This is a genomic window from Aliifodinibius sp. S!AR15-10 (assembly GCF_031569985.1).
Taxonomy (GTDB): Bacteria; Bacteroidota; Rhodothermia; order Balneolales; family Balneolaceae; genus JAMQKA01.
Genome location: NZ_JAMQKA010000046.1, coordinates 1 through 25,911, shown reverse-complemented (window position 1 = coordinate 25,911; position 25,911 = coordinate 1). Strand labels below are relative to the sequence as shown.

Sequence of the window (25,911 nt, the reverse complement as noted above, 5' to 3'; positions counted from 1 at the left end):
TTAATTTTTTAGAAATTAATATCTATACCCAAAACAAATCTCTGTACATTAGGATAGAATCCTGTGTACGTATCTTGTATCATTGGTGCTTCTGGATCTATTCCTGGGGCATAATCTGTAAAAGTAAACAAGTTATTCCCACTAACGTATATGCTTGTATTATTTAATAGAGATCTGGGTAATGTATATCTTAACGTAACATTCTTTATCCTTAAATAGGATGCATCCCAAATATAGTAGCTATTAACAAACTGATTACCAGGTCGACCAGGTCTTGGATGGGTAGCATCCATTTCATTTCCTTCACGGAAATAATTCATTTGCCAAGCCATCCCCTGCGCCTCGCTCTCTGGGCTAAAATATCCATCTTTTTTTGCAACCCCTTGAAGAAATATATTCAAATCAAATGCACGATAACCGCCATTTAACGATACCCCAAATGTATATCTTGGAATAGTTGATCCAATTACAGTTCTATCATCTGAATTAATAACACCATCCCCATTTAGGTCTTCAAATCTTAAATCACCAACCATAACATTATCATTTTGAACAGCTGCTCCCTCTAACTCTTGTTCAGTCCTAAATATCCCTGTATTATTATACCCATATATGGCTCTAAATTCTTCCCCCTCAATTAAGGACATAAAACTATACTGGTTTCTCCCTCCTAATTCTAATATTTCATTCTTTACATCAGAAAGTGAAAAATTTACGCCAAAATCTGCATTTGAATAACTTTGTTGATACCCAAGTGACAGCTCCCAACCAACATTTTTTACTTTGGCAATATTCTGTTCAGGTGCATTTAACCCAATAATACTGGGTATACCCCTTACATAAAGAATATCATTTGTAATTTTTCGATAAAGTTCAAAACTTCCAATCAGCTGTCCTTCAAAAAATTCAAAATCTGCCCCTACATTACTGGTTTCAGTTGATTCCCAAGTAATATCAGGATTCGAAAGAGTTTGTAATGCACCTCCGATCTGACTCGACTTATTAAATGGGTAACCTTGGCCTAAATCTACTACTGAGGTATATGCAAAATTATTTATTTCCTGATTGCCAAGTCGGCCCCACGATGCTCTAAGTTTTAGATTTGTTAATATGTCACTATCTGGGAAAAAGTTTTCCTCAGTTAATCTCCACCCAATTGAAAAAGAGGGAAATACCCCCCATTTATTCCCAGTACCAAATCTTGAAGACCCGTCATATCGTATATTAGAACTAATCAGGTATCGATTATCATAACTATAATTTACTCGACCAAAGTAAGATAATAAGGCCCATTCTGTGGCACCCCCAGAATTATCTTTAAATGAATCAGAACCTAAACTAATATATGGATAGTCGGTTAATGGAAGAGCTTCTCGACTGGCAGTTGCATATTCAAAAGTTTGTTCAATTGCCTCTATTCCTAAAAGACCATCTAAATCGTGCTTGCCAAATTTATCATTATATTTAAACAATCCGTTAAAATTATTTTCTTCTGTTACTTCGAATCTTCTAATTAATTCATTTCTGCCTCCAGGGAAGTATCCAAAACCACCCGCTAAGTACTCAAATCTATAACTTTTTTCAAACGTATTCCCATCAGAATTAAGTGATTTATAAGCATAGCTTCCTTCAATTTCAAAATTATCTGAAAACTCATATCTTGATATCAAATTTAGAGTTATATCTTTTGATTCTTCAGTTCTATCACCACCAGCTTTAATCATAGCTAAGGGGTTTTCTCCCGCATCCTTGCCTTCCGCAAAATTACCATTGTCCATAAGTACTTGGTTATTTGCAGGTGTCCTCCAAATACTTTCCCATACGCCATCTTCCGAAGGACTAAGCTGGGTTCCTTGTTTTAAATATGAATTAAGCTTAAATGATAGCTTTTCTGTTGCTTGGAAATCACTATTAACCCGCAATGAATATCTTTTGAAATTGAAATTTGGTGCTATGCCGTCCTGATCCATATAGGATATTGAAGCACGTGATCTAATAGTCTCATTTCCACCGGAAAAACTTAAATTATGCTTCTGTTGAAAACCAGGTTCTAATATCGCGTCATACCAATCAACATTAGGATATTGTTCTGAGCCCATATTTGCCCGGTATTCTTCGATGTGCTCCTCACTATATCGCACTGGTTCTCCCTTATTTAGTGATAAATCATTCCAATATTGCATATATTCTAAGCCATTCATCATATCTGGCAAATTGGTCGGAGTTTGATAGCCACCAGATGCATTATATCTTACTGCAATCCCTTCCTGAGCTTGACCTCTTTTAGTAGTAACTAAAACAACACCATTTGCTGCTCTTGATCCATAAATTGCAGCTGAAGATGCATCCTTTAATACAGATATATTTTCTATGTCCTCTGTATTAATATCATTTAAGCTTCCCGGAACACCATCAATCAATACTAATGGATTGGCATTACCTAATGTGCCTACTCCACGAATTCGAATTGTTGCGTCATCATCACCAGGTGATTCAAAATTTTGGGTTACAGTAACGCCAGGCATTTTTCCCTGCAATGCTTGTGACACTTGAGGAACAGGACGAGAATCAATATCATCAGCTGAAACATTAGAAATGGATCCTGTTACTTCATTATTTTGCATAGATCCATAACCAACAACTACAAGCTCTTCCCCTGCAATAGCTTCCGTTAGTAATTCAATGTCTAAATTCGTCCTGCCACTAATGGGTACTTCTTGTGTTTGATATCCGATAAACGAAATTACCAAAGTATCCTGTAGGGAAGTTACATTCAGTTCATACCCACCTTCAATATCAGTTGAAGTACCGGTGGTCGTACCCTTTATGGCTACATTGGCACCTGGAAGTGGAGACCCCGATGCAGCCTCCGTAACAGTACCAGAAATGACTTCTAAAATGGGTTGATTTTTGTTAGTATTACGTTTTTTCAATAAAACAAGCTGCTTATTTGCAGAAATAGCAAAACGTAAGCCTGTACCTTCAAGAGTTGACCAAAGAGCTCGTTCAACCGTAACCTGATCAAGATTTAAGCTAATATTTCGATCTTTTGCAGCGAATAATTTACTATTATAAACTACTTTGAGATTAGCCTTATTGGCTATATCATTTAGCGCTTCAAGTAGTGTGGTTTTTTTTAAGTTTATAGAAATTATCTTCGTAAGTACAGTAGACTTAGAAACATCATGGGTAATTTGCGTACCATTATATAGATCGCCAACATTTTCGATTGTTGCCATTCTATTTTCATTATCACTATCACTTTGTCCTACAGCAACAACTGAACAAAAGCTCAATACAATGCATATTTGTAAAAACTTACTCATCCACTTCAATACAAAATCTAGTATTTTTTTATCCATGGCTATCCCTTTAGTTAGTTTATGTTTTATTTATATTTAAAAATTCGGATCTACTCCTCCACAAAAGTGATCTTTTGACCGGCCTTTTTATAATTGATATCAAGTGAAAGTGCGATTGAATTTAATACACTGGACAAGGGCACATCTTCAAATGACCCCGTGAGAAGCCGACTATGATTTGAAATACTTTTTTCTACGCTGACTTCAATATCGAACCAGCGTTCTAATCTTTTCTCAACCTCCTCAAGCGGGGCATCACGAAACGTCAGCCTCCCTTGACTCCAATCCAAGTACATTCCCATATCGGATACATTCGAAGCTATAATCTCTCCATTGCTAGTAATAGTGCCTTTTTGATTTTTTGTTAACTGAACCTCCAGAGCTTGTAAATCTTGATCTGATCCCAGGGCTACTTTACCCTCTGCAACCACTACCTGGACCTCTTCCTGGTCCGGGTAGGCCGTTACATTAAACCTGGTTCCCAAGACCCGCGTTACTGATTTCTCAGTATGCACTACAAAGGGCCTTTCCTTGTTTGATTGTACCTCGAAAAAGGCTTCTCCATTTAGCTGAACCACACGGTCATTCTGCATATAATCCTGGGGTACAGTCAATTGGCTCTCTGCATTAAGATGTATGCGTGTGCCATCCGAAAGGCGAACGGTGGTTCGCTGTCCTTTTTCTGTAGTAATTTCCTGGCTTACCAACGCGGGTTCAGGCTTTTCCACCGGAAAGGGATTACTGCTATAAAACAGGAATGCAATGAGCAGAACCGCAGCTGCTGCCAATGAAAAAGCGACAGTTTTCGCACTTTTTTTCTTTTCAGGATGGTGTTTAAAGGCTTTTTTGAGTGTTGGCTGGCCAGAAGCTTGTTTACTCGACGTTTCGCTCCTGCCTAAATGACGTTCGCTAAATTCGTCCCAGGCTTTATAGGAATTTACCTTGACCTTCTTTCCCGGAGAGATATCCCATATTTGTTTAATTTCACTCATCTTTTCCTGGTTTTCAGGTGACTCATCCAACCAGCGCTCTACTTCTTTCTTTTCCTCTTCTGAACAAGTCCCGGATAAATATTTATGTAAAAGATCTGTTTTCATTGGTAAATACGGTCTTTTCAATTGGTTCTACTAGTAATACGGGCTTGCCGGTGGGCACCCTGTAATTTTTTTTGAAGATTCCTTATTAATTCCCCCCACGCTTGGTCCCAATGCTCTGCGTTGGGACCTGTTGGGACGCTCCGCGTCCAGTATAACCCTTATGGTGCGACAGAGACGCGGAGTGCCAGAGGGGCTTCCGCCGCAGAGCGGGCGGAAGGGAGCAGTTGGTGGAATAGTCCTCGGGCTACCCGGATTGCTGCTAACTGCCGGTCAGCGACCGGTTTTTGCAGCTGGAAGGTTAGTAGTTCAAAAGCAAATCGTAACGACTGTAACTAAAGTTAATTTAGCTCCTACAGCCATATGAAGTCCAAGTGTTCCTTCTTGAAGGATTGTCTGTCCGACCACTGGCGGAAGGACAGGAGGATTGACCTGTATGTTTTGAGTTCATTACCTAATCTCCTATCTGGCGCAAGTTTGCAACTTGTGCAAGATGAGCTATCAACTGGATTGGTGTTGTGTTGGTCCAAGTTACAAACTTGAACCGGTAGTGAGGGGATTTCGGAAGTTGATCAACACGTTCCCCTCCCTGCAGCAGTGATTTTCTGTTGGAGGGAGGGGACAGGGGTGGGTCATCTAAAGGCAATTCCGATACTTGTACCGTGCAACCAGTTGAAAACCACTCCCTGGCCCAGTTCAGGCTACTCCGCCAGACTATCCTTATAACTACAACCGGGTCTCCTTACTACCCAGCTTATCTGACATTATGATGTCGTACTATCTGACATTGCTATGTCAGAGACCATGACATTATAATGTCGGGCTCCTTGACATCGCTATGTCATAAAGGCTGACACTATAATGTCGAACAATATGACATTAATATGTCGGAGACCTTGACATGGTAATGTCGCAGACTCCATTCTTATAAGGACAGCGAAGCGGAGCAGTTAAGCTCAGTAAAATTGCATAGTAAAGGCGACTGAAAGGAGTTTATGCGTAGAAGATAAAACTCGGCTGGAATCTATGAGAAAAGGCTTTTCGGTTGGAGCATGATGTCCTGCCCTTACACCACTCTATATTTTTTAAAATCAAGATATGTAGAGATTCAAATCCTACTTCATAAAAGGTTGGTTTAAGATATTAGCATCACCTTTCAAGTCCAGAAAATCCTTGCGATAAGCCTCACAAAAGCGATTAAAGTGGGAAAAGCATACTCTGTTTAGTGGTAATAGGAGAGAATATCTAGTTTTTTTTGGTGAATTTTTTGGTTGCAGTTCTTCAGTCCGACTCCCGGCGGATTTTCTTCACTGAAAAATGTACATACCGATTAGGAGAAAAGCTCTTATAACGTGTTCTAAACTACTAGACTCCAAAAGAGTTGCAACAAAAAAAACTACTACTCAGTCCCCGTTGACCTGATCGAAAATATCTTGGCTATCGTTCTCTCTGTCACCTGCTCCGGAAAATCGTCACGCAGTTCACTGCGTAATATATCCAGGGCCCGGCTCATCTGGGATTCAACCGTTTTTTTGGATATATCCATGACTTCGGCTATTTCCCGGTAGGTTAGTCCGTCTTCGCGGTGCAAAATGTACACCTGTTGGGCACGCTGGGGCAGGTTATCAATGGCCTGACGAGCTGCTTTGATAAACTTTTTATCCTCTTCTGTGAGGCTATCCTGTCGTACCACGTTTTCATTCTCATACTGTTGATCCGCTTGGTACTTTCTGACCACTTTTTGATGTTCCAGGTAATCAAAAGCCTTGTTTTTGACCGCCTGGTAAAGATACACTCGTATCGACCTGCCGGGATCCAGCGTTTCGCGAAGGTTCCAGAAATCAGCAAACATCTCCTGGACTAAATCTTCAGAGATAGCTTTGGATTTAGTATATCGCCAGCAAAAATTGCAGAGGGGCTCATAGTAGGTCAAGAAAATCTTCTTAAATGCCCTTTCATCCCCTTCTATTACGCCCTTAACATAATATGTATGTTCTTCTTTGTTCATTTTTAATCCCTAAAATAACGTCAGTTTGAGATAAAAACTGTCATTGCGAGGGATTCAGCGACCTTCGGGAACGATCCCGAAGCAATCTCCCGGTGGCTGAACAGAAGACGAGTGAGGAGTCGCCCACATCTTTGAACCAACAAGTATGCACAATGCCTTCTCGCGATGATAGTTATTATTTTGAGTAATTCGGACCCACGTTAACATAAGATAACTGCAATTTAACCTATCAAGAACGAATTCCTAAATTTTCTCATAATTACATCCCCTAACGCGTTAAGCGGTTGAGTGTTGAAGCCCTAATTCCCAATAGAACTGAGAGGCATTTCCTAACAGCTCAGCGCTTTCCCTACATACTTATACGGCTCAATCGACAAGCACCCTGTAATTTTTTTCTTTTTCCCTGAACTTGCTTGCGATAGGTAATGTGCCTCTCCGTTTTATAGCTATCACATTGCTACAAAAACTTGCTCTGCTTGTTTAAAAAAGGTCCCCGCCATGTCAGTGCAGGGACCTTCAACTAGGGAATATGGATTACATTAATAAAACGAGCGAGCAGCGTTGCACCCTTATACTAATCTCAACTGAAAGGGATTTCAATTAATCACCTTATTCTCCCTCAATGATTTCAACTTTTTGAACATTTGGCCCGATGCTCAACGGTTCGCTTACGTTCGAGAAAGTGGCGCCCGACAGGTTAATAGACTCCGTAAATGGGCCGACGATACTCATTCCAACGCCTCCTTCAATACCTTCAGGATATCCTATAACCACCTCTTCAAGGTTGAGATTATGGGCATTATCAAGATACAGAACCGGACCTTCCTTCACGTGAATATCCACATTCTTCATCTGGATGCCATCAGAATCAATGATCATTCCACCCCGCTGGGCCGTCAGCTCCACATTTTCGATACTGACATTTTCCACATTCATCTCGGGAAGTCCCTGTATCCAGAGAGCCGTTGTGGAATTATAGGAATAGATATCCCGGATGCTGATATCCCGAAAACGCGGTGTTTCCTCGTTTACTTCCGGAATCTGTTCCTCCATTTTTTTCCTATCTACCACTTCTACCTTTTGATTGGGAGATGGCGCCTCACCATCATAGTAGAGGTTAAACCGGATCGGCTCGGTGACGATATCCAGCATGTGAAGGTTGTGGATATCGATGTTCTCCACGACACCACCACGACCACGAGTGCTCTTAAATCGAATTCCAACATCTGTGCCTATAAACGTCATATCGGATACGGAAATATTACGGACTCCGCCGGACATCTCGCTTCCAACTACAAAGCCACCGTGCGCCTTATGGACAATATTTTCCCGGATAATCACATTTTCGGTGGGCATCCCGCGCCGTCGTCCATCTTCGTTCTTGCCAGACTTGATACAGATCCCGTCGTCGCCCACATCAAAGCTGTTGTTGTAGATCACCACATTTTTGCTGGAGGAAAGGTCGAGCCCATCGCCATTCATGGCATACTCGGGGTTGCGAATGGTCAGGTTCCGGATAATGATATTCTCACTCATCAGGGGATTCAGATTCCAGGCCGGAGAATTTTGAAAGGTTGGGCCGTCAAGCAATACATTTTTGCTCTCCCGGATGCTCACCATCACGGGGCGCAGAAAATCTTTCACCTCTTGATAGTCCTCTTTGGTCTCCCGGTTGGGCGGGACGTTAAAGTTCCCCGGATCGCCCAATTTCGATTCTTCGGTGGGATACCACGTCTGACCGTCCTCGCTAAGTACGCCACCCGAATCGAGCCAGCGCTGCCACTGCGTTTCAGTGAGCTCATGTCGCTCCACCGGTCGCCAGGCCTCTCCAGAACCATCGAAAACGCCTCTACCGGTAATCGCCACATTTTCCAAGCCCTTCCCATAGATAGGCGACATCGCCCGCCAGGTATCCAGCCCTTCGAACACCGTCTCCACCAGTGGATATAGATCAAAGTTGTCACTAAAGACGACCAGGGCACCCTTCTCAGTATGGATATTGATATTGCTCTTCAACTCAATAGGCCCGGTAAGCCATATGCCCTTCGGGATGACCACGCGTCCTCCACCCTCCTCGGCCACGTGATCGATTGCTTTTCGGAAAGCTTCAGTGTTCAAGGTTTCCCCTCCAGAAACCGCTCCAAACTCCTCAATACTGACCGAGTAATCAGGAAACTCGGGCACCGGCACTTTCGGCATATCGAAGGTGAGACCTTCATAAAAATGAGGCGGCACCGGCTTAAAGTACTCCGACTGCTCTGAAACGGGCTGCGCCGAACAGCCAAGAACAATTGCAATTATAAGGAGGGAAGAAAGTAGCTTTGAAAAACGTGCTATCATTTGTATAAGTTCGCTATCAATTTGGATGAACAGTTATCAGGTGCGACGCACTTCCGAAGTGCGTCGCATCTATCGGATATTATATTAAAATTTAGTCAACAACTCTTTCAGTCAGCTCAAGCTCCAGTTCCCGCATGCCTTCCAGTGCCAGCTCGGCCATCCGGCGGGCCCCATACTCGCTGAAATGGGTATTGTCTTCAATTCCCTCCTGGTAGTTGGGATGCTGGCCTGGCTCCAGGTGATTGTATAGGAAAACTGACTTTTCGGGCCCAAGGTCTTTCAACAATGCCTGGCTTTTTTTGTCAAGGTCAATCAGCGGGACTTCAAGCTCTTTTGCCACCTGGCGCATCAATTCTGAATATTGAGCGTGTGTGTCCTTAAGATGTCCCTGGTCGTCAAAATGTCTGCGGGCGATTGGCGTCAGCAGTACAGGACGGGCCCCTTTGTCCCGTGTCTCGGTCACATACTTGCGAAGATTGGCCTGGTACTGTTTGGGGGGAGTATATTGCTCTTTGGTCGGTACCTCGTCGTTGTGGGCAAACTGGACAAACACGTAGTCGCCCTCTTTAAGATTACTCACAATCGGTTCCCAGCGGCCTTCCTCCAGGAACGTGCGGGTACTGCGCCCGTTGCGAGCGTGATTCTCCACCGTTACAGTACTGTTGAAAAACACCGGAAATGGCATCCCCCAGCCGGTTTCAGGATAGGCTTCGACCTCTTTGTTTGACATCGTCGAGTCGCCCACCAGGTATACTGTAATCGAATCCGGTTGCGGGGCTGCAGCCAAAAAGAGAAGCCCAATCATGAGGATTGCCGGGAAACCCCATTGATACTTGTTCTTAATCACTTTAATAGCATTACTCATATTGAATATTGTTTATTTGTTATTTGAAATTCGTCTTTTGCACATTACCGGTTCCTGGCATCTTAATCCACCGGGTGGCAAACCCAGCCACCCGGTGGAGGAGGATTGCCTTCCCACCCGGCCGCTGCTTTTGCGACCGGGAGAATTAAATCTTTTAATCCCAACTGGAGATCGCATTGATCATTTTTTAATTGGTAAAACCCATTTCGCGGAGCCATGCCTCACAAAGGTCGGTCCACTGCTGTGTTGAACCGGGATTGCCCACCAGCCCGATCTCATGTCCTCCCTGGGGAAATATATGAATACTCGAGGAGACCCCATGGACGAGCAGGGCGTGGTAAAACTGCAGGCTGTTCTGGGGTGGTACTGCCTCGTCATTTGCCGCATGCACCAAAAAAGCCGGGGGTGTCCAGTCGGTTACCTGCAGCTGATTCGAATATTCTTTTATCAGATCCTGTGGTGCGTTAGCGCCGAGCAGGTTTTCACGGCTGCCTTCGTGGGTGTATTTACCCAATGATATGACGGGTGAAACCATGATCATAAAGTTGGGACGGTAACTGTAACTATCCAGCGAATCACCGAACGCTGCAACATCCTGCTGGTGCGTACCAAGGGTAGAGACCAGGTGCCCGCCGGCCGACCGTCCCATCACTCCAACTTTTTCAGGATCAATATTCCAGTCATGAGCATTGGCCCTGACAATTCGCATCGCTCTTTGGGCATCCTGCAGGGGGACAACCTGTCGTTGCTCCAGATCCGGGGAGTTAGGCAGGCGGTAGTTTACGACAAAAGCGGTTACTCCTATGGAGTTAAACCATTTCGCCACCTGGAATCCCGCCCAGTTGTAGGTCAGATGGTGATAACCACCACCTGGGAAAATAAGTACGGCCGCGCCGCTCGTCTCCTCCCGGGCCGGGAAAAAGGTGTACATCTCTGGGTACTTAATCTGGTAAATGCGTTCATTGAATACGCTGTCTTCTATGGCCAATCCTTTTGAATTGGGCAGTTTTTCTTCCGGCCACAAAGGGATGGACTCCTGTGCCGATGCAGCTCCCGCACAAACTAAAAGCAATCCCAAAAGTGTGACGCCAAAAGTTACTCTTCCCGTATTGTTCATCATCATTTTTTTGAACTGTTTCCTGTTAACAGGCCCTGATCTTAAAAGAGTAGGTCATCTACTACTTTTACTACCAGTCGATACAAATTCTATTTTAGCATCCCAATTTCACTTTTTAATTACGGAGAATAGGTAAAAAATTTCGCCTTAAACCTTCAACGTTCCTTCATTTCAGGGGTGATTAAGGTCCCGTTAACCTGGAAGTTTGATTCTTTCAATTTAACAAGGAATAAACCATGCTACATTTCCGGTAATTCCTGCATCTGTTCAATGAGATTATACGGATTCCAGTCATCTGTATTAGGATTTTCTTCATAGGTGGTTTTCAGGACATTCAGGGTTTCATATTTCTCAGCTTCACCTTCGGTAAGAATGTCTACCCAGTTAATCCGGTTGTCGGTGTCAGCCCCGGGGCCGGTGTTGTTATACTCGGCATACCGGGCCGTGGCTTCATTATCGGGATCACCCCAATTGTTCCATCCCTCCGGCTTTATGCAGGATCCAATATCGCATCCAAGATAGGCAACTGCGGCATAGGGCCTCCATGGACGTCCAAGGTCAGTTTTAACGCCTGATTCAGACGTGATCGTGCAATTTCTGAAAACAAAGCCGAATTCCACATATGACTCGGTGGAAGCTGCGGTAATTGAGGTTCCACCGTATGAATGCATGTTAGTGTTTTCAAAAACAGCGGTGGCGGGACCAAAAATAAAATCGGTCGTTCCCTCTATATATGAATCCTTGATAAAGGTACGAACTCGACCGGCATAAAAGGTATCCTGTCCACTTATAAAACGACAATTGTCAAATATTGATTGGTCACTATCAACATAAATAGCCAGCGTTTGTCCATAATTTGTTTTCCCCTGTGTTCCATTATAATAACCCGCACTATTTTCGAAGGTAATGTTTACGGCCACAAAACCATCTCCGTGGATATACGTGCTGGCTGATCCACTTGTACCATATTCTTCCCCTGTTTCGGGATTAATCTTTTGAGCGGCATTGTCATAGGTCAGGATCACATTTTCCACGCTTTCCCCAACCAGCGTCAGGTTCGTTTTCTCGTCTGGAATAGTCACGACCTCTTTATACTCTCCATTTTTGACATATATGTAGGTACGGTCATCATAATATGAAGGGGCTGCGTCGATGGCTTCCTGTACTGAAGTGAAGTCGCCATTCCCATCTTTATCCACCACGTATTTATATTCTATGAGATCTTCCCTGGACTCTTCCTCTTCAGGAGCTACCTGGTTTGAGGAACAGGAAAATACCAGCAGTAGGACAAAAGGATATAACACGGGATATAAAAAATTTCTTTTTTTCATAAATGATGTCTGATCAATTTCTTTTCTATTTCTGCTCGTCGGTGATGGATTCTACCAAGCTATTGATGTAAACCTCAATATTTTCGTAACCAGTACTCAGATCGTGGCCGTTGGTTTCCTTCACCTCCGGATCAAGGTTTACCTCTTTTTCCCATTCATCAGGCATCCCGTCGCTGTCGGAATCTTCTGGTGCAGGATCACTTTCTAATTCAGGCCAACCGCCGACCGCGCTTTGGGTATCGATAAGTCCATTGGTGCTACCATTACCACCATCAGTAAAAGTTGCGGTACCGGTCCGGGTATCGTACACGATTCGCGCATCCACCGTATCACGAACCAGCGACGCTCCTGCAAAATCCAGCACCTTTTCGTAGGCCTCTTCCGCCGATTGCATAGTAACATCAGCTACATCAAAGGCGGTCCCTGATTTAAGATCCTCTTTGGAAACCCCGTAATCTGAAAACGAAGAATGAGGATGGACGCCTTGCCAGTTATCATTCGTTACGATAGCACTGCCGGCTACGTAATTGCCATCCACATAAAATTTACCATACGTGCCGGCGGGCTGTTCATTGCCGCCATTATCAGGATAGGGTTGTTCAATTCGTGACTTATGCGAGGAAGTAGCCGGACCGGCTTTGAAGTAGTTGTTAACCATATTATAACTACCCCCTTCGGCTCCATACGAACTGTTGCCGCCCCAGTTGTAAATCACATTGTTGCGGAAATCAATCAGTTCCAGGCCGGGTTGATTTGTGTACCGACTGCCACAAAATCGGGGGTTCCGGCTGTCGTGATGGGCAAGCAGGTTATGGTGAAAGGAAGCTTTCTGTCCGCCCCATATACCGCCATACCCATGGGAGCCCTTTTCGTGGATTGAATTACGCAGACTTTCAGAGATGATGCACCATTGCATGGTAAAGTTCTCATTATCATAAAACGAAGCGGTTTCATCAGTACCCCAGCTAATGGAGCAGTGATCAATAATAATATCTTTCTGATCGCGTCCTTTCAGCCCATCATCCTGCTGTTCGGCAACGTCCCCCATCCTGAACCGCATATAGCGGATGATAACATTATTGGCATTCACAGCCACGGGATAATTACGGACAGCGATACCGTCACCGGGAGCCGTTTGCCCGGCAATGGTAAGATCCCCATAATTTATATTCAGATCCGATTCCAGGGCAATAGTGCCCGAAGTTTTGAAAAGAATATACCGGGCACCGGGCGTGTCTACCGCCTCCCTCAGGCTACCCGGACCGGAATCATTTAGGTTGGTCACGTAGATAACTTTACCCCCGCGACCGCCAGTAGTTTCACTGCCAAAACCTTCGGCACCCGGAAACGCTTTTGCCTCTTCTTCAACCGGTGTGGGACCATGTTCGTTGCCGTTATTATCTTCTCCAGAATCTACTGCATTCGAGTTTCCACAGCCAATAACACTAACAGCGGAAAAGACTCCAATGACAATTAAAGAAGTCAAAGTTTTCATAAAATCAGTATAAATTTTAAGATATTGCGAGATTCCATTTTCGAGAGAATTGATCTCCATACATTATTAATTTGATGCGTTCACCAATTGAAAATTGGCATTTATAGAAGCCACAAATAATGAGTAGATCTCATCTAATGCGGTTCCTGCTGTATCACTTGCGCGGGAATTAATTCCCACGCTATCGATAAGCCAGATCCACGATTATCACCGTGTTTTATTCCATTTCTAATCAGGAACCCGGTATATTTTGTTCTTTTACCAGGGACTCCACAAGGCTGTTGATGTACACCTCAATATTTTCGTAGCCTGTGCTTAGATCATGGCCGTTGGTTTCCTTCACCTCCGGATCAAGTTTGACACTCGTTTCCCATTCGTCAGGCATCCCGTCGTTGTCGGTATCTTCCGGTGCAGGTTCGCTTTTTAACTCGGGCCATCCGCCCACATCATCCTGTGAATCGATAATACCGTTCGTACTGCCATTTGAGCCCTCTGCCGTGTAGGTGCCGTTTCGTACATCCTTGACCACCCGCTCATCTACTGCGTCACGCACCAGGGATGCACCGGAATAATCAAGTACTTTTTCGTATGCCTCTTCAGCGCTGTGGGTTGTTACGTTACCATCTATAGGATGGGCATCTGGCAAACGCATGGCCTCTTTCTCGGATTGCGGTACCGTACCATATTTGCTGTGAAATTGGTTATATACCCCGTACTGCCAGTTATCATCAGTGGCCCGGGTGCTACCCTCCATATAGTTTCCGTCAATATAAAATTTGCCCCAAGTGTCATAGATCTCTGTATCTTCATCCATATTTTTATCGATGGATATGATCCGTTCCTCCTTGGTGGTTGCCGGCCCGGGTTTATAGTAGCAGTTCACAATGTTTACGTTCATCGCTTCCGCGCCATAGGCACTGTTGCCATCCCAGTTGTATATCACGTTGTTCCGGAGGTCCACCAAGTCGGTGAGGGCAAATGCTTTTCCCGCTTCTTCACCCAGACGGGGATTTCGGCTGTCGTGATGAGCCAGCAGGTTGTGGTGAAATGACGCTTTCTTTCCACCCCAGATTCCCCCGTATCCATGAGCTCCTTTTACATGAAATGATTTGCGAAGGCTTTCAGAGATAATGCTCCACTGTACGGTGGTGTTTTCGTTGGCATAGAAACTCATCGTTTCATCTGTCGACCAGCTCAAGGAGCAGTGATCAATGATAATATTCTTATGGAATCGACCTCCCAGCGCATCTCCTTCTTGTTGAGCCTCATCGCCCATCCGGAATCGGAGAAAACGGATGATTATATTATCGGCACTTATCGTCACCGGGTAATTTTTAAGCGTGATGCCATCGCCCGGTGCGGTTTGCCCTGCGATTGTCACATCACCATTGCTAATATCCAGGCGGGATTTCAATTCAATGGTCCCGGAAGTTTTAAACAATATGTACCTCGGTCCAAATTGATTCAGTGCATACCGCAGCGTCCCCTCACTGCCATCATCACTGAGTTTGGTTACATAATAAACGTCACCCCCTCGTCCACCGGTGGCATGTTGTCCAAAACCTTCAGCTCCGGGAAATGCCAGGGCTTCTTCTTCCACAGGCGTGGGTTTATCATCGTCTGGCTCGGTTACCGCCTCGGTTCCATTGCTGCAGTTAACAACGCCCAGAAGTGCCACCATTACAAATACATAAAATGACGTTCTTAAAACATCCATATGACCCGTTTACTTATAAGGGTTATATAAAAGAAAACAGGTGTGACCTTACCAGCCACACCTGCTGATGGTGATCAGGGAAAACTACAGTCCTATTCTCCAACGCGGATCGCCGGCGTCTCCCTTGCCTGCGAATCCTGAATCTTGGATATCAAAGCCTACACCGTTGTATGGATTTTCCCAGAGATCATTTGCGGTGCCATCATATACAAAGCTCGGAAACCCGGGAATCTCATCGCCGGAAAATGAAAATTGATTGGTGGTGTAGGTATTGACGATACTGAAGTTTGTATTCTCCATTCCATCTACACCACTGACGGCATAATCCTCTTCACCATCCATATTCCACCCGTGACCCCAAATCGTGTTATTTATTTCAACACCGTTGAGGACGTTGTTATTCCCTTCAGATCCACGCCACCTGAACATCTGGCGACCCCTTTCAGGCGCTTCATTGATGGTACTGGACTCGATCAAAATTGAGTTCGTGTTAGAACGGCTTACGAGGAAGTACTGTATTTTTGAGAACGTGGAGTTCTCCAGCCGTATGTCGTCCACGCTCCACTCTTCGGTATCCACCGTCAATACGGCATACCCGTTAATGCTATCGACAACACTGTTGTAGATAGTATACTTTTCGAGTTTACCCGCACCGCCTTTCATTCGTGTTATGCCTCGAAGGGAGCGGATATTGGAGGAATGAAACTTGATTTCACCAACCTGCCCACTGTTGTTAATGTTGAAGACATAGTTGGAATCGAAGTTACCAGTCAGAGTAACATCCCTGAAAACAACGGAATCCACTACAGCACCATCCTGAACGTTAAAGTTCGAGCTGCAGTCTATGGTTGCCCCGCCCGGGGTAAACCCGTATGCACTTCTGATAGTCACTGATTTATCAAAATGGTATCCGTCGGCTGCATATTGCCTTCCGCTTTCAAGCAGAACAACGCTTCCGTCGGAAACATACTGCAGGGTGTCTGCCAGAATCGATTCCCGGTCAATACCGCGCAGGTCAACCACATTGTCTCCCATGGGGAGGGCCTCTTTGGTTGTGTAGTCTGCCCAGCCGCGGAGCTCACCATCGCTATAAATAGCAATTTGGTACTCGGTGGAAGGCTCTAACCCATATACGAACTTTTCCTCCGCGTCTTGTTCTTCCATTGATACATCCTCTTCTATCAAGGGCGAAGTTAGCTTTTCATCATCTGCGGCAAACACTTTAACACCCGTAACCGGGGCTCCTCCGGTCTCCCAGAAGACCCTGGCCGCTACGTCTGTGACATCATAACTTTCAGGGAGCTCCATAATGGAAGGAAAACGTTGCGTTCTGACAGCGCCCAGATCCGAGACTTTACTATCCAGTTCCTCATCATCAGCGTGAGCTGTTGCCCGCACCTGGTAGATTGTATCCCACAAGAGGCTGTCTATTTCAACATAGTGGGTGTCGACTTCCAGGGCTAACTCGACGGTCTGGAATGTATCTCTGCTGACCTCCAGCGTGTAGGAAGCCGCATCTTTCATATCTCCCATATCCACGATGATCATGTTGTCCTCTGCAAACAGCTGCTCGTTGAGCACCGGCCTGAACAGACGTGTTTCATCATCCTGGGCCACAGGATTATCTTTACCACAGGCATAAAACAGTACCGTGCCTGCAATCAACATAAACAAGACAAGATTTATACTACCTTCTTTGAATTTCATATCTCTGAATATTTTACTTTAAAAATTATAGCCGTCGTTTTTCAGTACGCCTTTGCTATTATCTATTCCGATGGTGGGAATCGGGAAGATGTACCTCACGGGCTCATTGTAGTTTGCCCAGTCCCGTGTCAACCACTCCGGATAGTTATTGGGTTGATCTTCATCAACCAGGCCAATCAACCAAGCCCTGCGCTCCCAGGTATCATCAGGTGCAGAATTTACCTTTTCATCCCGGTTGTAAATCATCAGATCTCCATTTTCGTCATGTTTTACATATACATAATCAGGAAGATCTCCAGTACCATAATAGGCGTCGTCGGCCATTTTCTTCAGACCATCGACCGTTTCCTGCACTTTCTCGTGGTAAAGGTCCCAGCGGATGAGGTCATACTTCCGGGTCATCTCACCGCCGAACTCCCATGCCCGCTCATTCACAATCGCATTGAAGAAGGACTCTTTGCTTGCAGAAACGCTGTCGACATACTGGTCTACTTTTGAGCTCCATTCCGCATCCGGGAAAGCACGGCGACGCACCCTCTTAAGCGCTTCTTTCGCTTTGGCCGTCGGGCCGTTCAGTTCGTTTTCAGCCTCAGCATGCATTAAGAGCACATCTGAATACCGCATCATGGGCCAGTTGATGCCCGTTCCTTTAGCAGTAGAAGGACCCGGAGGATTTTCAAGGAAATGCCGGCTCCACTTACCCTGGGCAATATTGCTTACGCTCACCAGCTCCTGCTCAAAGTCTTCGTTGATCATGTACCATGCGCAGGTTACATCCCGCCTCTTATCTTGCTTGTCAAATGAGTAATAGTAGGTAGCAGGAATACTCATGTAGTTGCCTCCGGAACCATACGGATGATTACCTTTCTCAACGGTGACACCGATATTCCAACCGACATCTCCCTCTCCTACTGGGAACGGCACCTCAAAAAGAATATCGCTGTTAACCGGAGAGACAAACTTATTCTGATTCATGAACACTTGGCTGTAGTCCTCAGGCAGTGGACGATCTTTAAGATTGATCAGTTTCTGAGTATAATCATTGGCTATTTGATAGTAGTCCAGGTAGTCATCCTTTCGCTCCATGCTCATATTCGGTTTCAAGAAATATCCCCCGCGCTGCAGAGAAAGACGGGCAATCATTCCCATCGTGTATTCCCTGTTGACCTGTTCAATACCGTTGGGCAGCTGGTCGGCCCACATCATATCTTCCTCGATATTAATCAGGTCATCAATGACGGCCGTGAGGATTTCATTTCGATCCTTTCGCGGAAGGTTGAAATCTACCCCTGCTTTCGGAGCCTCGGTCATAAAGGGGACGTCGCCAAAATAATAAATGAGCATACTGTACCAGTAGGCGCGCAACGTGTAGGCTTCCCCTAACAGGTGTTTTATATTTCTTGCTACCACCTCATCAGAGGAATTAAGTGCCGGGCTATCCGATATCCCCTCAATCGCAATATTGGCATCGCGTATTGCTTTATATCCAATATCCCAGACATAACCCAAGTCGCCGTTGTTGGGCTGGGCATCCAGGCGCCATATCTGGTAGCGTGCCCCATCGCTCGACCCACCGCTGTGTTCAATATCCGTGTTCCCTGTCATATTGTTAGACAGTCTTGATCTGAATCCGTCGTGATTAAAATGGACATAGATCGAATTCACGGCCTTTCTCGCATCTTCAATGTTCGAGAAGATATAGTTATCGTCGAACGTAGAAAGCGACTCCGGTTGCAGAAAACTATCACAGGCAGTAAACATCAGGACTGCCAACGCGCAAACAAAATATCTGATCTTCATAGTCATAAGATTAAATGGTCATTAAATTAAAAAGTAACGTTAACTCCAACGGTGACTGATCGGCTCCTTGGATAGGATGAATAGTCAACTCCAGGTGTCAACTGGGAATAGCTGCCTCTCGACGTGCTCACTTCAGGATCGAAGCCCGTATATTTCGTCCAGATGGCAAGGTTATAGCCGGTAACATACACCCTGGCGTTTGACAGGCTCAGTTTGGAAGTCCATTGCGTAGGCAGAGTATATCCCAGTGTCAACTTATTGAGCCTTATAAATGACCCGTCTTCGACTGCCCAGTCATGAATTACGGCCGTTGCCGTACCGAATGAGTTATTTCCACTCCACATCTCTTTACCCTGGTTCATTTCTCTTAACTGCTCGAGATCTGTGACCACTTCTCCCGGTGTGCCGGTATACGAACCGTCCACATCGATATAGGTAAAGCGATTGTCGGAACTCATGGTGCTCAGCATATTGCCGTACTGGCTACGATAGAACTGGTTGAAATCAATTTTACCGGTATTATAGATGTCGTTTCCATATGACCAGTTGAAGAATATGGAAGCGTCAAATCCTTTGTAGTTGAGGTCGAAACCCAAACCTCCCTGGGCCTTGGGCAATGCATTCCCGATTACGGTTCTGTCCTGACTGTCTATCTGACCGTCCCCGTTTAGGTCTTTCAGCTTCATATAGCCTGGTCTCAGGCTATTTACACCGAGGGTTTGACTATTATCCGGCACGTCCTCATTCAGGATATATTCGCCTGTGGCTTCGTTATAGCCAGCAAAATCATCAGTTGTGTACATTCCGTCATTCCTGTAGCCATAGATCAGCCCAAGGGTGCTCCCCACTTTCAGGTAGTAATCATCCCGGTCTTTGAGGTCGGTGCTGGCCCAGTTGGATTGATAGAAACGCTCGTTGGTTCCATCCAGCTCATCAATATTGGACCGGTTAATCCCAAAGTTGACATTGGTAGACAGCGAGAAGTCCTTGTCATTTATGATGTAGGCCTCCAGTCCCAGCTCTATCCCTTTGTTTGAGGTACTTCCGATATTATTCCACTGGGTAGAGAATCCTGACACCGGTGATATGGCCGATTTAAGTAACAAGTCTCGCGTGGAGTTTTCATACAGATCAAGACTACCGTTGACGCGAGCTGAGAAAAAGGCGAAGTCAAGGCCTATATTCTTCTGAATGGTAGACTCCCAGACGAGATCGGGGTTATAGAGCGTGCTCCCTGTCGGTGAATAGTAGGCATTGTAATCATTTGTACCCATTCCCGGACCGTTATAGGTGCTGGCATCAAACAGGAATTGTGAGGCCGTCGCAGAAATACGATCGTTACCCGTTTTCCCATAGCTTACCCGCAGCTTTAAACGGTCAATGAAGTCCGCTCCATCCATGAAGGGCTCATTTGAAATTTTCCAGCCCAGTGCTGCAGCGGGGAAAATGCCCAGCCTGTTTGATTCTTCAAATTTACTGGATTCATCGGCACGGACGGTGGCTGTAAGCAGATACTTATCATTGAACTGATAATTTGCTCCCCCGAACAGCGAAAATCTATTTCGGTTTGTTGAACGCGAAGTCGATTGCTCTACCAGGTTTCCAAGAGCCATATTGGCAAAGAGCTCCTCGGGCTGCATAGACTCTCTGAAGTTTTCTACACGCACATAATTGCCCTTCCCTCCATTGGAGTAGATCTCCTGTCCCAACAGGAAGTCTAAATCGTGCTTTTCAAAATTATCAAACACGTATCTTACAGTATTCAACCACCGGTAGGAGAAGCCTTCTCCCTCTTGCTTGGTTCCCAAAGGCAGGCTGTTACCCTCTTTCTGAGACTCACCCGTCAGGGGTCCGTAATACCTCAGGTTTTCATTGAATGACTTATCGGAGGTAAAGGTCGATTTAACCGTCATATTGTCCAGCGGATCCCAGGTCAACCCTGCATTCAGTACATAGGAGTTGTCCGTTCTCTGTCTCCAGTCTTGCTTCGCAAGCTCCTTGGGATTGATCATATTCAGCAGGAACGACTGGTACTCGTCATCGTTGTTAACGCTTGTCAGATCAATATCAAGCTCGTCGGCAATACCGTTTACAGGCCGTCTTGTGATGGCGTCTTTAATACGGATCTGAGAACTTCCCGAAGTACCGGAACCGTCAATTTGAGTGTTGTTGATTCGGGCTGAGACATCCAGCTGCAGTGATTCGTCTAACTGCTGGTTCAACTTGAAGTTAATCGTGGACCGCTCAAATCCTGAACCGATCATGAGCCCATCTTCATTGTTGTGGGTCAAGCTCAGCATCATCTTGGTCTGGTCGGTTCCACCGCTTATACTCAGGTTGTGATATTGAGAAAGCTGAGGATTCCCGAACAACTCGCTCTGCCAGTCGGTACCGGGCTTACTCTTGTACAATTCAAGATCATCATACTTCCCGTAGTATTTTTCGAAATTTCTCAAATCGGCTTCTGACCGGAGCTTGGCATGCTCATAATTGGCCATTACATACTCATAGGGAGAGAGTACATCCAGTTTTCTATCCCCGGGAAGCTTGTTAAACTGGAAATAGTTGTTATAGGAGATATTAACCTTTCCGGCTTCCGGTTTTTTAGTATTTATAACGATTACCCCGTTTGCAGCCTGCGCGCCATAAAGAGACGTTGCGGCCGCATCCTTTAACACGTCAATGCTTACAATATCAGATGGCGGGATATCCCGGATGCTGCCTACAATAAAACCATCGACAACATACAGGGGGGAGTTATCCTGGGTAATGGAACCACCACCGCGCACTTTAATAACGGTTTCAGCACCCGGCGCACCGTCCGTGGAAAGTACGTTTACCCCAGGCAAACGACCTGCAATAGCCTCAGCGGCATTCGTCACCGGTATCCTGTTCAAATCTTCACCGGTCACCGAAGCCACCGACCCGGTTAAATTCTCCTTATTTACTGTTCCGTAACCATAGTCAACCACAACAACCTCTTCACCGGTAATCGTAGAAGACTGCATCTCAACATCTATGCTTGTTCTCCCACTAACCGGAATTTCTGCCGTTTCGTAACCGATAAAAGAGAACAACAAGGTATCATTAAGAGAGGACACCGTTAATGAGTAATCCCCTTCGGCATCACTTGATGTACCGATACCTGTTCCTTTAACGGCGATATTAACCCCAGGCAATCCACTTCCCGTCTCTGAATCAATAACCTGTCCGGAAACAGTTTCCACGGCAATCGATTCTGAAACTTCTGCTTTTGTTCTTTTAACAATGACCTGTCCGGAGGTTGATCCCAAGACATCCAAAGGCATCCCTTCAACCAATTTTTTGAAGGCATCTATAAGTGTAATGTCCTGTTCAGAAACAGTAACATTTTTCTCTGGCAAATTAGCCTTGTCATAAGATAGACGCACATTTACCTGGTTTGCCAGCTCCGTTAATGCCTGCTCCAGCGGCACATCATTAAAATTGATACTCGTTGTTTTACTAAACAGCGATGTTGATCCACTGCCAGCATTGGCATACCAGCCCAACGGCACAAAACGCTTACCGTTGTCAGCTCTATCCTGCGACCAACCGGGATCTACCAGAAGTAATACTAATAGTATCCCTGACAGTAACAGACCTATCTTATCTTTTACCGTAACTCGTTTCCTCTTGTTCATAAATCCTCCATTAAAAATTAAATTGGTTATTCGTATATGATATATGTTCCACCCGATTTTCCTTTTTTGTATTTCAGGTCTAATGAAAGGGCGATAGCTTCAAGCACTTCAGGCAGGGATTGCTCATCAGAAAATGTAGCTGTTAACCTGTGATCAGCATGCCCAAGCCCGGTATCAATATCCAAGCGGATATCATACCAGCGCTCCAGTTTCGTCTCTATCTGACTAAGAGGATCTCCCGAAAAGACAAGTTTGCCTTCGGTCCATCCCAAGTATTTTTCCATATCTTTTACTTCATTGACAACAGGGGATTTTCCTTGTGGAATCACCCCCATCTGATTTCTTGTAATTTCTTTCCCGGGAAACCTGTCGTCTCCTGTTCGCCCCCACAGTGCAACTCTTCCTTCCTGCACTACTACTTGCACCTCTTCATCCACCGAATACGCCTTGACGCTAAACTTGGTCCCGAGCACCTCGGTGACGGAATGAGCAGCCTGAATCAGGAACGGCCGGGAAGAATCGGTAGCAACATCAAAGAAAGCTTCCCCCTCGAGGCGAATATTCCGGGTAGAATCAGAAAAGGTGTTGGGTGTGGTAATTCGGCTGCCGGAATTGAGAATCACTTTTGTCCCATCGCTCAACCGCAGGTGAATCCGCTGACCGTGGTTGGCTACGATTTCACGCGTTAATTCAGTCGGCTCGGCAGATTCTGTTTCCTCGGGCTGATAACCAAAAAGAAACGCAATGCAGATCATGGCCGTTGCAGCCAGTACCGAACCCCAGCGCAAGATATTACTTCTTCTTCGGCGGCTGGCCCCAATCTCCCTGATATAATTCATCTCATCAGGTTGCTCACGGGTTTCCTGATCATTTTCAAAATCTTTGCCATACCTGATATTATATCGAAGCCATGCTGAATCCACATCCCAGGCATCTGCGGGCTTATCAGGAGAACCCTCCCAGGCCTTTTGCAAGAGTGTCACCATCTCTTTATTACTGGCATCGGCTTCCATCCACTCTTCTACCTGGCGCCGTTCGTCTTCGCTACACTCACCGCTGATGTAACGTGTTATTAATTCCCATCTTAAATCCGGGTTATCCATAAAAATTCTGACTGTCAATTAACATCTTTATTTTCTAATACCCCAAAGCAGCCAGGTACCCTGACAGTTTTTTAAAAAAATTTCCGTAGTGGGTTTAAAATGTATTAGACAGGAATTAATCTCTTAGTAGAGGGCCTTTGCAAAACTACACCATTTGGAATTGTCATCGCGTCCGCCAGCTGGCGGATTTCGGGGCGTGGCGATCCCCACACAGATGGAGATTGCTGCATTTCACTCATTTCATTCGCTCCATCACGCCAGTAGTCGGACACAGTTTGCAATGACATAGGGTTTTGCAAAGCCCCTTGGTAAAGACTACGCACTCTTAGATTACTGAGAAGAGTAACTTGAAAAGAAGGGGACGATTTATGAAGAGATGTCAATATGCCGGGGCGACTAGGTAGACATTTTATCCCCGGTTAAGAAATGCGCCAGCTCCACCCGTAAAAACTTAAGGGACCGGCTGATCTGGGTTTCCACCGTTTTGATTGATATTTCCAGCACATTGGCAATTTCGCGATAGGTCAAATTATCTTCCCGGCTCATCAAGAATACCTCACGACGTTTTTCTGGCAGTTTATTGATTGCATCCTCTACCGACTGCTCAAATTCCTTCACATCGAGATTTTCTTCCGGACTCACATCTCTGCTTTGTAGAACGGTCTCATCCTCTAAATTTGAATGGGCCTGCCGCTCTTTTCGCTTCTGGTATTTTATGGATTGATTCCGCACAGCCGTATAAAGATAGGACCTGAGCTTACCGTTCGGCTTAATGCGTTTCCTGTTCTTCCAGACGTTGTGAAAAACGTTGTGCACAAGGTCTTCTGCGATCGCCTTGGAGTTGTTGTATCGTAGTGCAAACTGAATCAGTTTGGGATAATAGGAACGGTATAGTGATTCAAATCCATCCTTTTCATCGTTATGCATTTTCCGAATCCATCGATTCTCCCGAACTGATTGATCTTTATTTGCTGAATTGTCCATCCTTTAACATTCCCCTTTGTAGAAATAAGTGGTAACTTAGTAACCCCTTGCAATCGATTGCATAATATAAACTAATTATATTCCATCGAAAGTCAAGAATTTTTTTATATAATCTGGTAAACCAAACACACGGATATAACAACCTTCATATAATACTGGAATCATGGATCTAAATACTACAGAGGCCCTAAATAAGCTAGAAGAATTCACCACTGGGAACTTGCACTAAATAAATTACAATGTGATATTGTCTACATTAATTGCAATCGATTGCAAAAATAAACCGGATGCTCCAAATGACATCAAATTACACAGTCCGCTACGCCTCCAATCCCGAGGTATTCAAATCGTACGATACACAGCAAATAAGAGATGAATTTCTTATCAGGAATCTATTCAGAGCAGGAGAAATTAATTTGGTATACAGCCATTACGATCGGTATATCGTAGGTGGTGCTAAACCCGGAGAAGGACCTCTCCGCCTGGAACCTATTGAACCACTGAAGGCCGAAAACTTTCTTAATCGACGCGAGCTGGGAGTTATCAACGTTGGTGAACAAGGTACCGTTACCGTTGATGGCGAATCTTATGAGCTAAAAAATAAAGAAGCGATTTATATCGGGCGGGGATCTGAAAACATTACTTTCGCACGTTCCAAGGGGCAACCCCTGTTTTATATCAACTCAGCACCTGCTCATCGCTCAAATCCCACGAAGCAGATTACACTGGATGAGGCAGAAACAGTTGAGATGGGTTCTCTTGAGACCTCCAATCATCGCCTTATCCACAAACTGATCGTACACAGTGTGGTGGACACCTGTCAGCTGCAGATGGGTATGACCATCCTCAAAAAAGGAAGCGTGTGGAACACAATGCCTGCCCATGTGCACGATCGGCGGATGGAGGCCTATTTCTATTTTGATCTCCCTGATGACCAGGTGGTCTCTCATTTCATGGGCGAACCGGATGAAACGCGCCATATTTTCCTGCAAAACCATCAAGCAGTCCTCTCACCACCCTGGTCGATCCACTGTGGTTCTGGCACCAGTAGCTACTCGTTCATCTGGGGGATGGCGGGGGAAAACCTCGATTACGGGGACATGGATGTCGTAAAACCCACAGAGATGCGATAAGACATCGCACTTGGCAATTTATAACCTCAATATTCAGATAACGCGTTTAGGGGTTAAGTTTTTAATAATTTTAAAATAAGAAAGGCCATGCAAACGCTTGATAATCAATATCTTAGGAGTGTTAATCTTCATAAAAACACCCTGCGTATGCATGACCTCAAAGCCAATTTCGACAAAATTCTACCCATCGTCA

Annotated in this window: 15 protein-coding genes; 1 reads left to right on the top strand and 14 read right to left on the bottom strand. The window is 45.1% G+C overall.

Annotated features, from left to right (window positions below; all coding sequences use genetic code 11):
* Nucleotides 1–8 precede the first annotated feature (8 nt).
* From NC796_RS21000 to NC796_RS20935, 14 genes are all read right to left on the bottom strand, one after another.
* Nucleotides 9–3,362, bottom strand: coding sequence for a SusC/RagA family TonB-linked outer membrane protein (locus NC796_RS21000; RefSeq protein WP_310687468.1), 3,354 nt, complete (start codon nucleotides 3,360–3,362; stop codon nucleotides 9–11).
* 50 nt (nucleotides 3,363–3,412) lie between these two features.
* The gene (locus tag NC796_RS20995) at nucleotides 3,413–4,459 is read right to left on the bottom strand and encodes a FecR domain-containing protein (RefSeq protein WP_310687467.1); all 1,047 of its coding nucleotides are present in this window, start codon (nucleotides 4,457–4,459) and stop codon (nucleotides 3,413–3,415) included.
* Between the two features lie 1,396 nt (nucleotides 4,460–5,855).
* Nucleotides 5,856–6,464 carry an RNA polymerase sigma-70 factor gene (locus tag NC796_RS20990; RefSeq protein ID WP_310687465.1) on the bottom strand — a complete coding sequence of 203 codons (609 nt, stop codon included), beginning with the start codon at nucleotides 6,462–6,464 and terminating at the stop codon, nucleotides 5,856–5,858.
* 609 nt (nucleotides 6,465–7,073) lie between these two features.
* Nucleotides 7,074–8,804: a glycoside hydrolase family 28 protein gene (locus NC796_RS20985; RefSeq protein WP_310687464.1), complete on the bottom strand. Its 1,731-nt coding sequence runs from the start codon at nucleotides 8,802–8,804 to the stop codon at nucleotides 7,074–7,076.
* 91 nt (nucleotides 8,805–8,895) lie between these two features.
* Nucleotides 8,896–9,609, bottom strand: coding sequence for a rhamnogalacturonan acetylesterase (locus tag NC796_RS20980; RefSeq protein WP_409070400.1), 714 nt, complete (start codon nucleotides 9,607–9,609; stop codon nucleotides 8,896–8,898).
* A gap of 247 nt (nucleotides 9,610–9,856) precedes the next feature.
* On the bottom strand, nucleotides 9,857–10,792 hold the full coding sequence (locus NC796_RS20975; protein WP_310687461.1) for an alpha/beta hydrolase: 936 nt from the start codon (nucleotides 10,790–10,792) through the stop codon (nucleotides 9,857–9,859).
* A 233-nt stretch (nucleotides 10,793–11,025) separates the two neighbouring features.
* The gene (locus NC796_RS20970; RefSeq protein WP_310687459.1) at nucleotides 11,026–12,117 is read right to left on the bottom strand and encodes a pectinesterase family protein; all 1,092 of its coding nucleotides are present in this window, start codon (nucleotides 12,115–12,117) and stop codon (nucleotides 11,026–11,028) included.
* Between the two features lie 25 nt (nucleotides 12,118–12,142).
* Nucleotides 12,143–13,612: a hypothetical protein gene (locus tag NC796_RS20965; RefSeq protein WP_310687458.1), complete on the bottom strand. Its 1,470-nt coding sequence runs from the start codon at nucleotides 13,610–13,612 to the stop codon at nucleotides 12,143–12,145.
* Nucleotides 13,613–13,844: 232 nt separating this feature from the next.
* The gene (locus NC796_RS20960; RefSeq protein WP_310687456.1) at nucleotides 13,845–15,329 is read right to left on the bottom strand and encodes a hypothetical protein; all 1,485 of its coding nucleotides are present in this window, start codon (nucleotides 15,327–15,329) and stop codon (nucleotides 13,845–13,847) included.
* 84 nt (nucleotides 15,330–15,413) lie between these two features.
* Nucleotides 15,414–17,036: a DUF5123 domain-containing protein gene (locus NC796_RS20955; protein ID WP_310687454.1), complete on the bottom strand. Its 1,623-nt coding sequence runs from the start codon at nucleotides 17,034–17,036 to the stop codon at nucleotides 15,414–15,416.
* Nucleotides 17,037–17,054: 18 nt separating this feature from the next.
* On the bottom strand, nucleotides 17,055–18,836 hold the full coding sequence (locus tag NC796_RS20950) for a RagB/SusD family nutrient uptake outer membrane protein (RefSeq protein WP_310687452.1): 1,782 nt from the start codon (nucleotides 18,834–18,836) through the stop codon (nucleotides 17,055–17,057).
* A 26-nt stretch (nucleotides 18,837–18,862) separates the two neighbouring features.
* Complete coding sequence (locus NC796_RS20945) at nucleotides 18,863–22,498, bottom strand: TonB-dependent receptor (protein ID WP_310687450.1); 3,636 nt, start codon at nucleotides 22,496–22,498, stop codon at nucleotides 18,863–18,865.
* A 26-nt stretch (nucleotides 22,499–22,524) separates the two neighbouring features.
* On the bottom strand, nucleotides 22,525–23,601 hold the full coding sequence (locus NC796_RS20940) for a FecR domain-containing protein (RefSeq protein ID WP_310687448.1): 1,077 nt from the start codon (nucleotides 23,599–23,601) through the stop codon (nucleotides 22,525–22,527).
* A 396-nt stretch (nucleotides 23,602–23,997) separates the two neighbouring features.
* On the bottom strand, nucleotides 23,998–24,585 hold the full coding sequence (locus NC796_RS20935; RefSeq protein ID WP_310687446.1) for an RNA polymerase sigma-70 factor: 588 nt from the start codon (nucleotides 24,583–24,585) through the stop codon (nucleotides 23,998–24,000).
* Nucleotides 24,586–24,881: 296 nt separating this feature from the next.
* Here NC796_RS20935 and kduI point away from each other — a divergent pair, with 296 nt between their 5' ends.
* On the top strand, nucleotides 24,882–25,718 hold the full coding sequence (gene kduI, locus NC796_RS20930; protein WP_310687444.1) for a 5-dehydro-4-deoxy-D-glucuronate isomerase: 837 nt from the start codon (nucleotides 24,882–24,884) through the stop codon (nucleotides 25,716–25,718).
* Nucleotides 25,719–25,911: the final 193 nt, after the last annotated feature.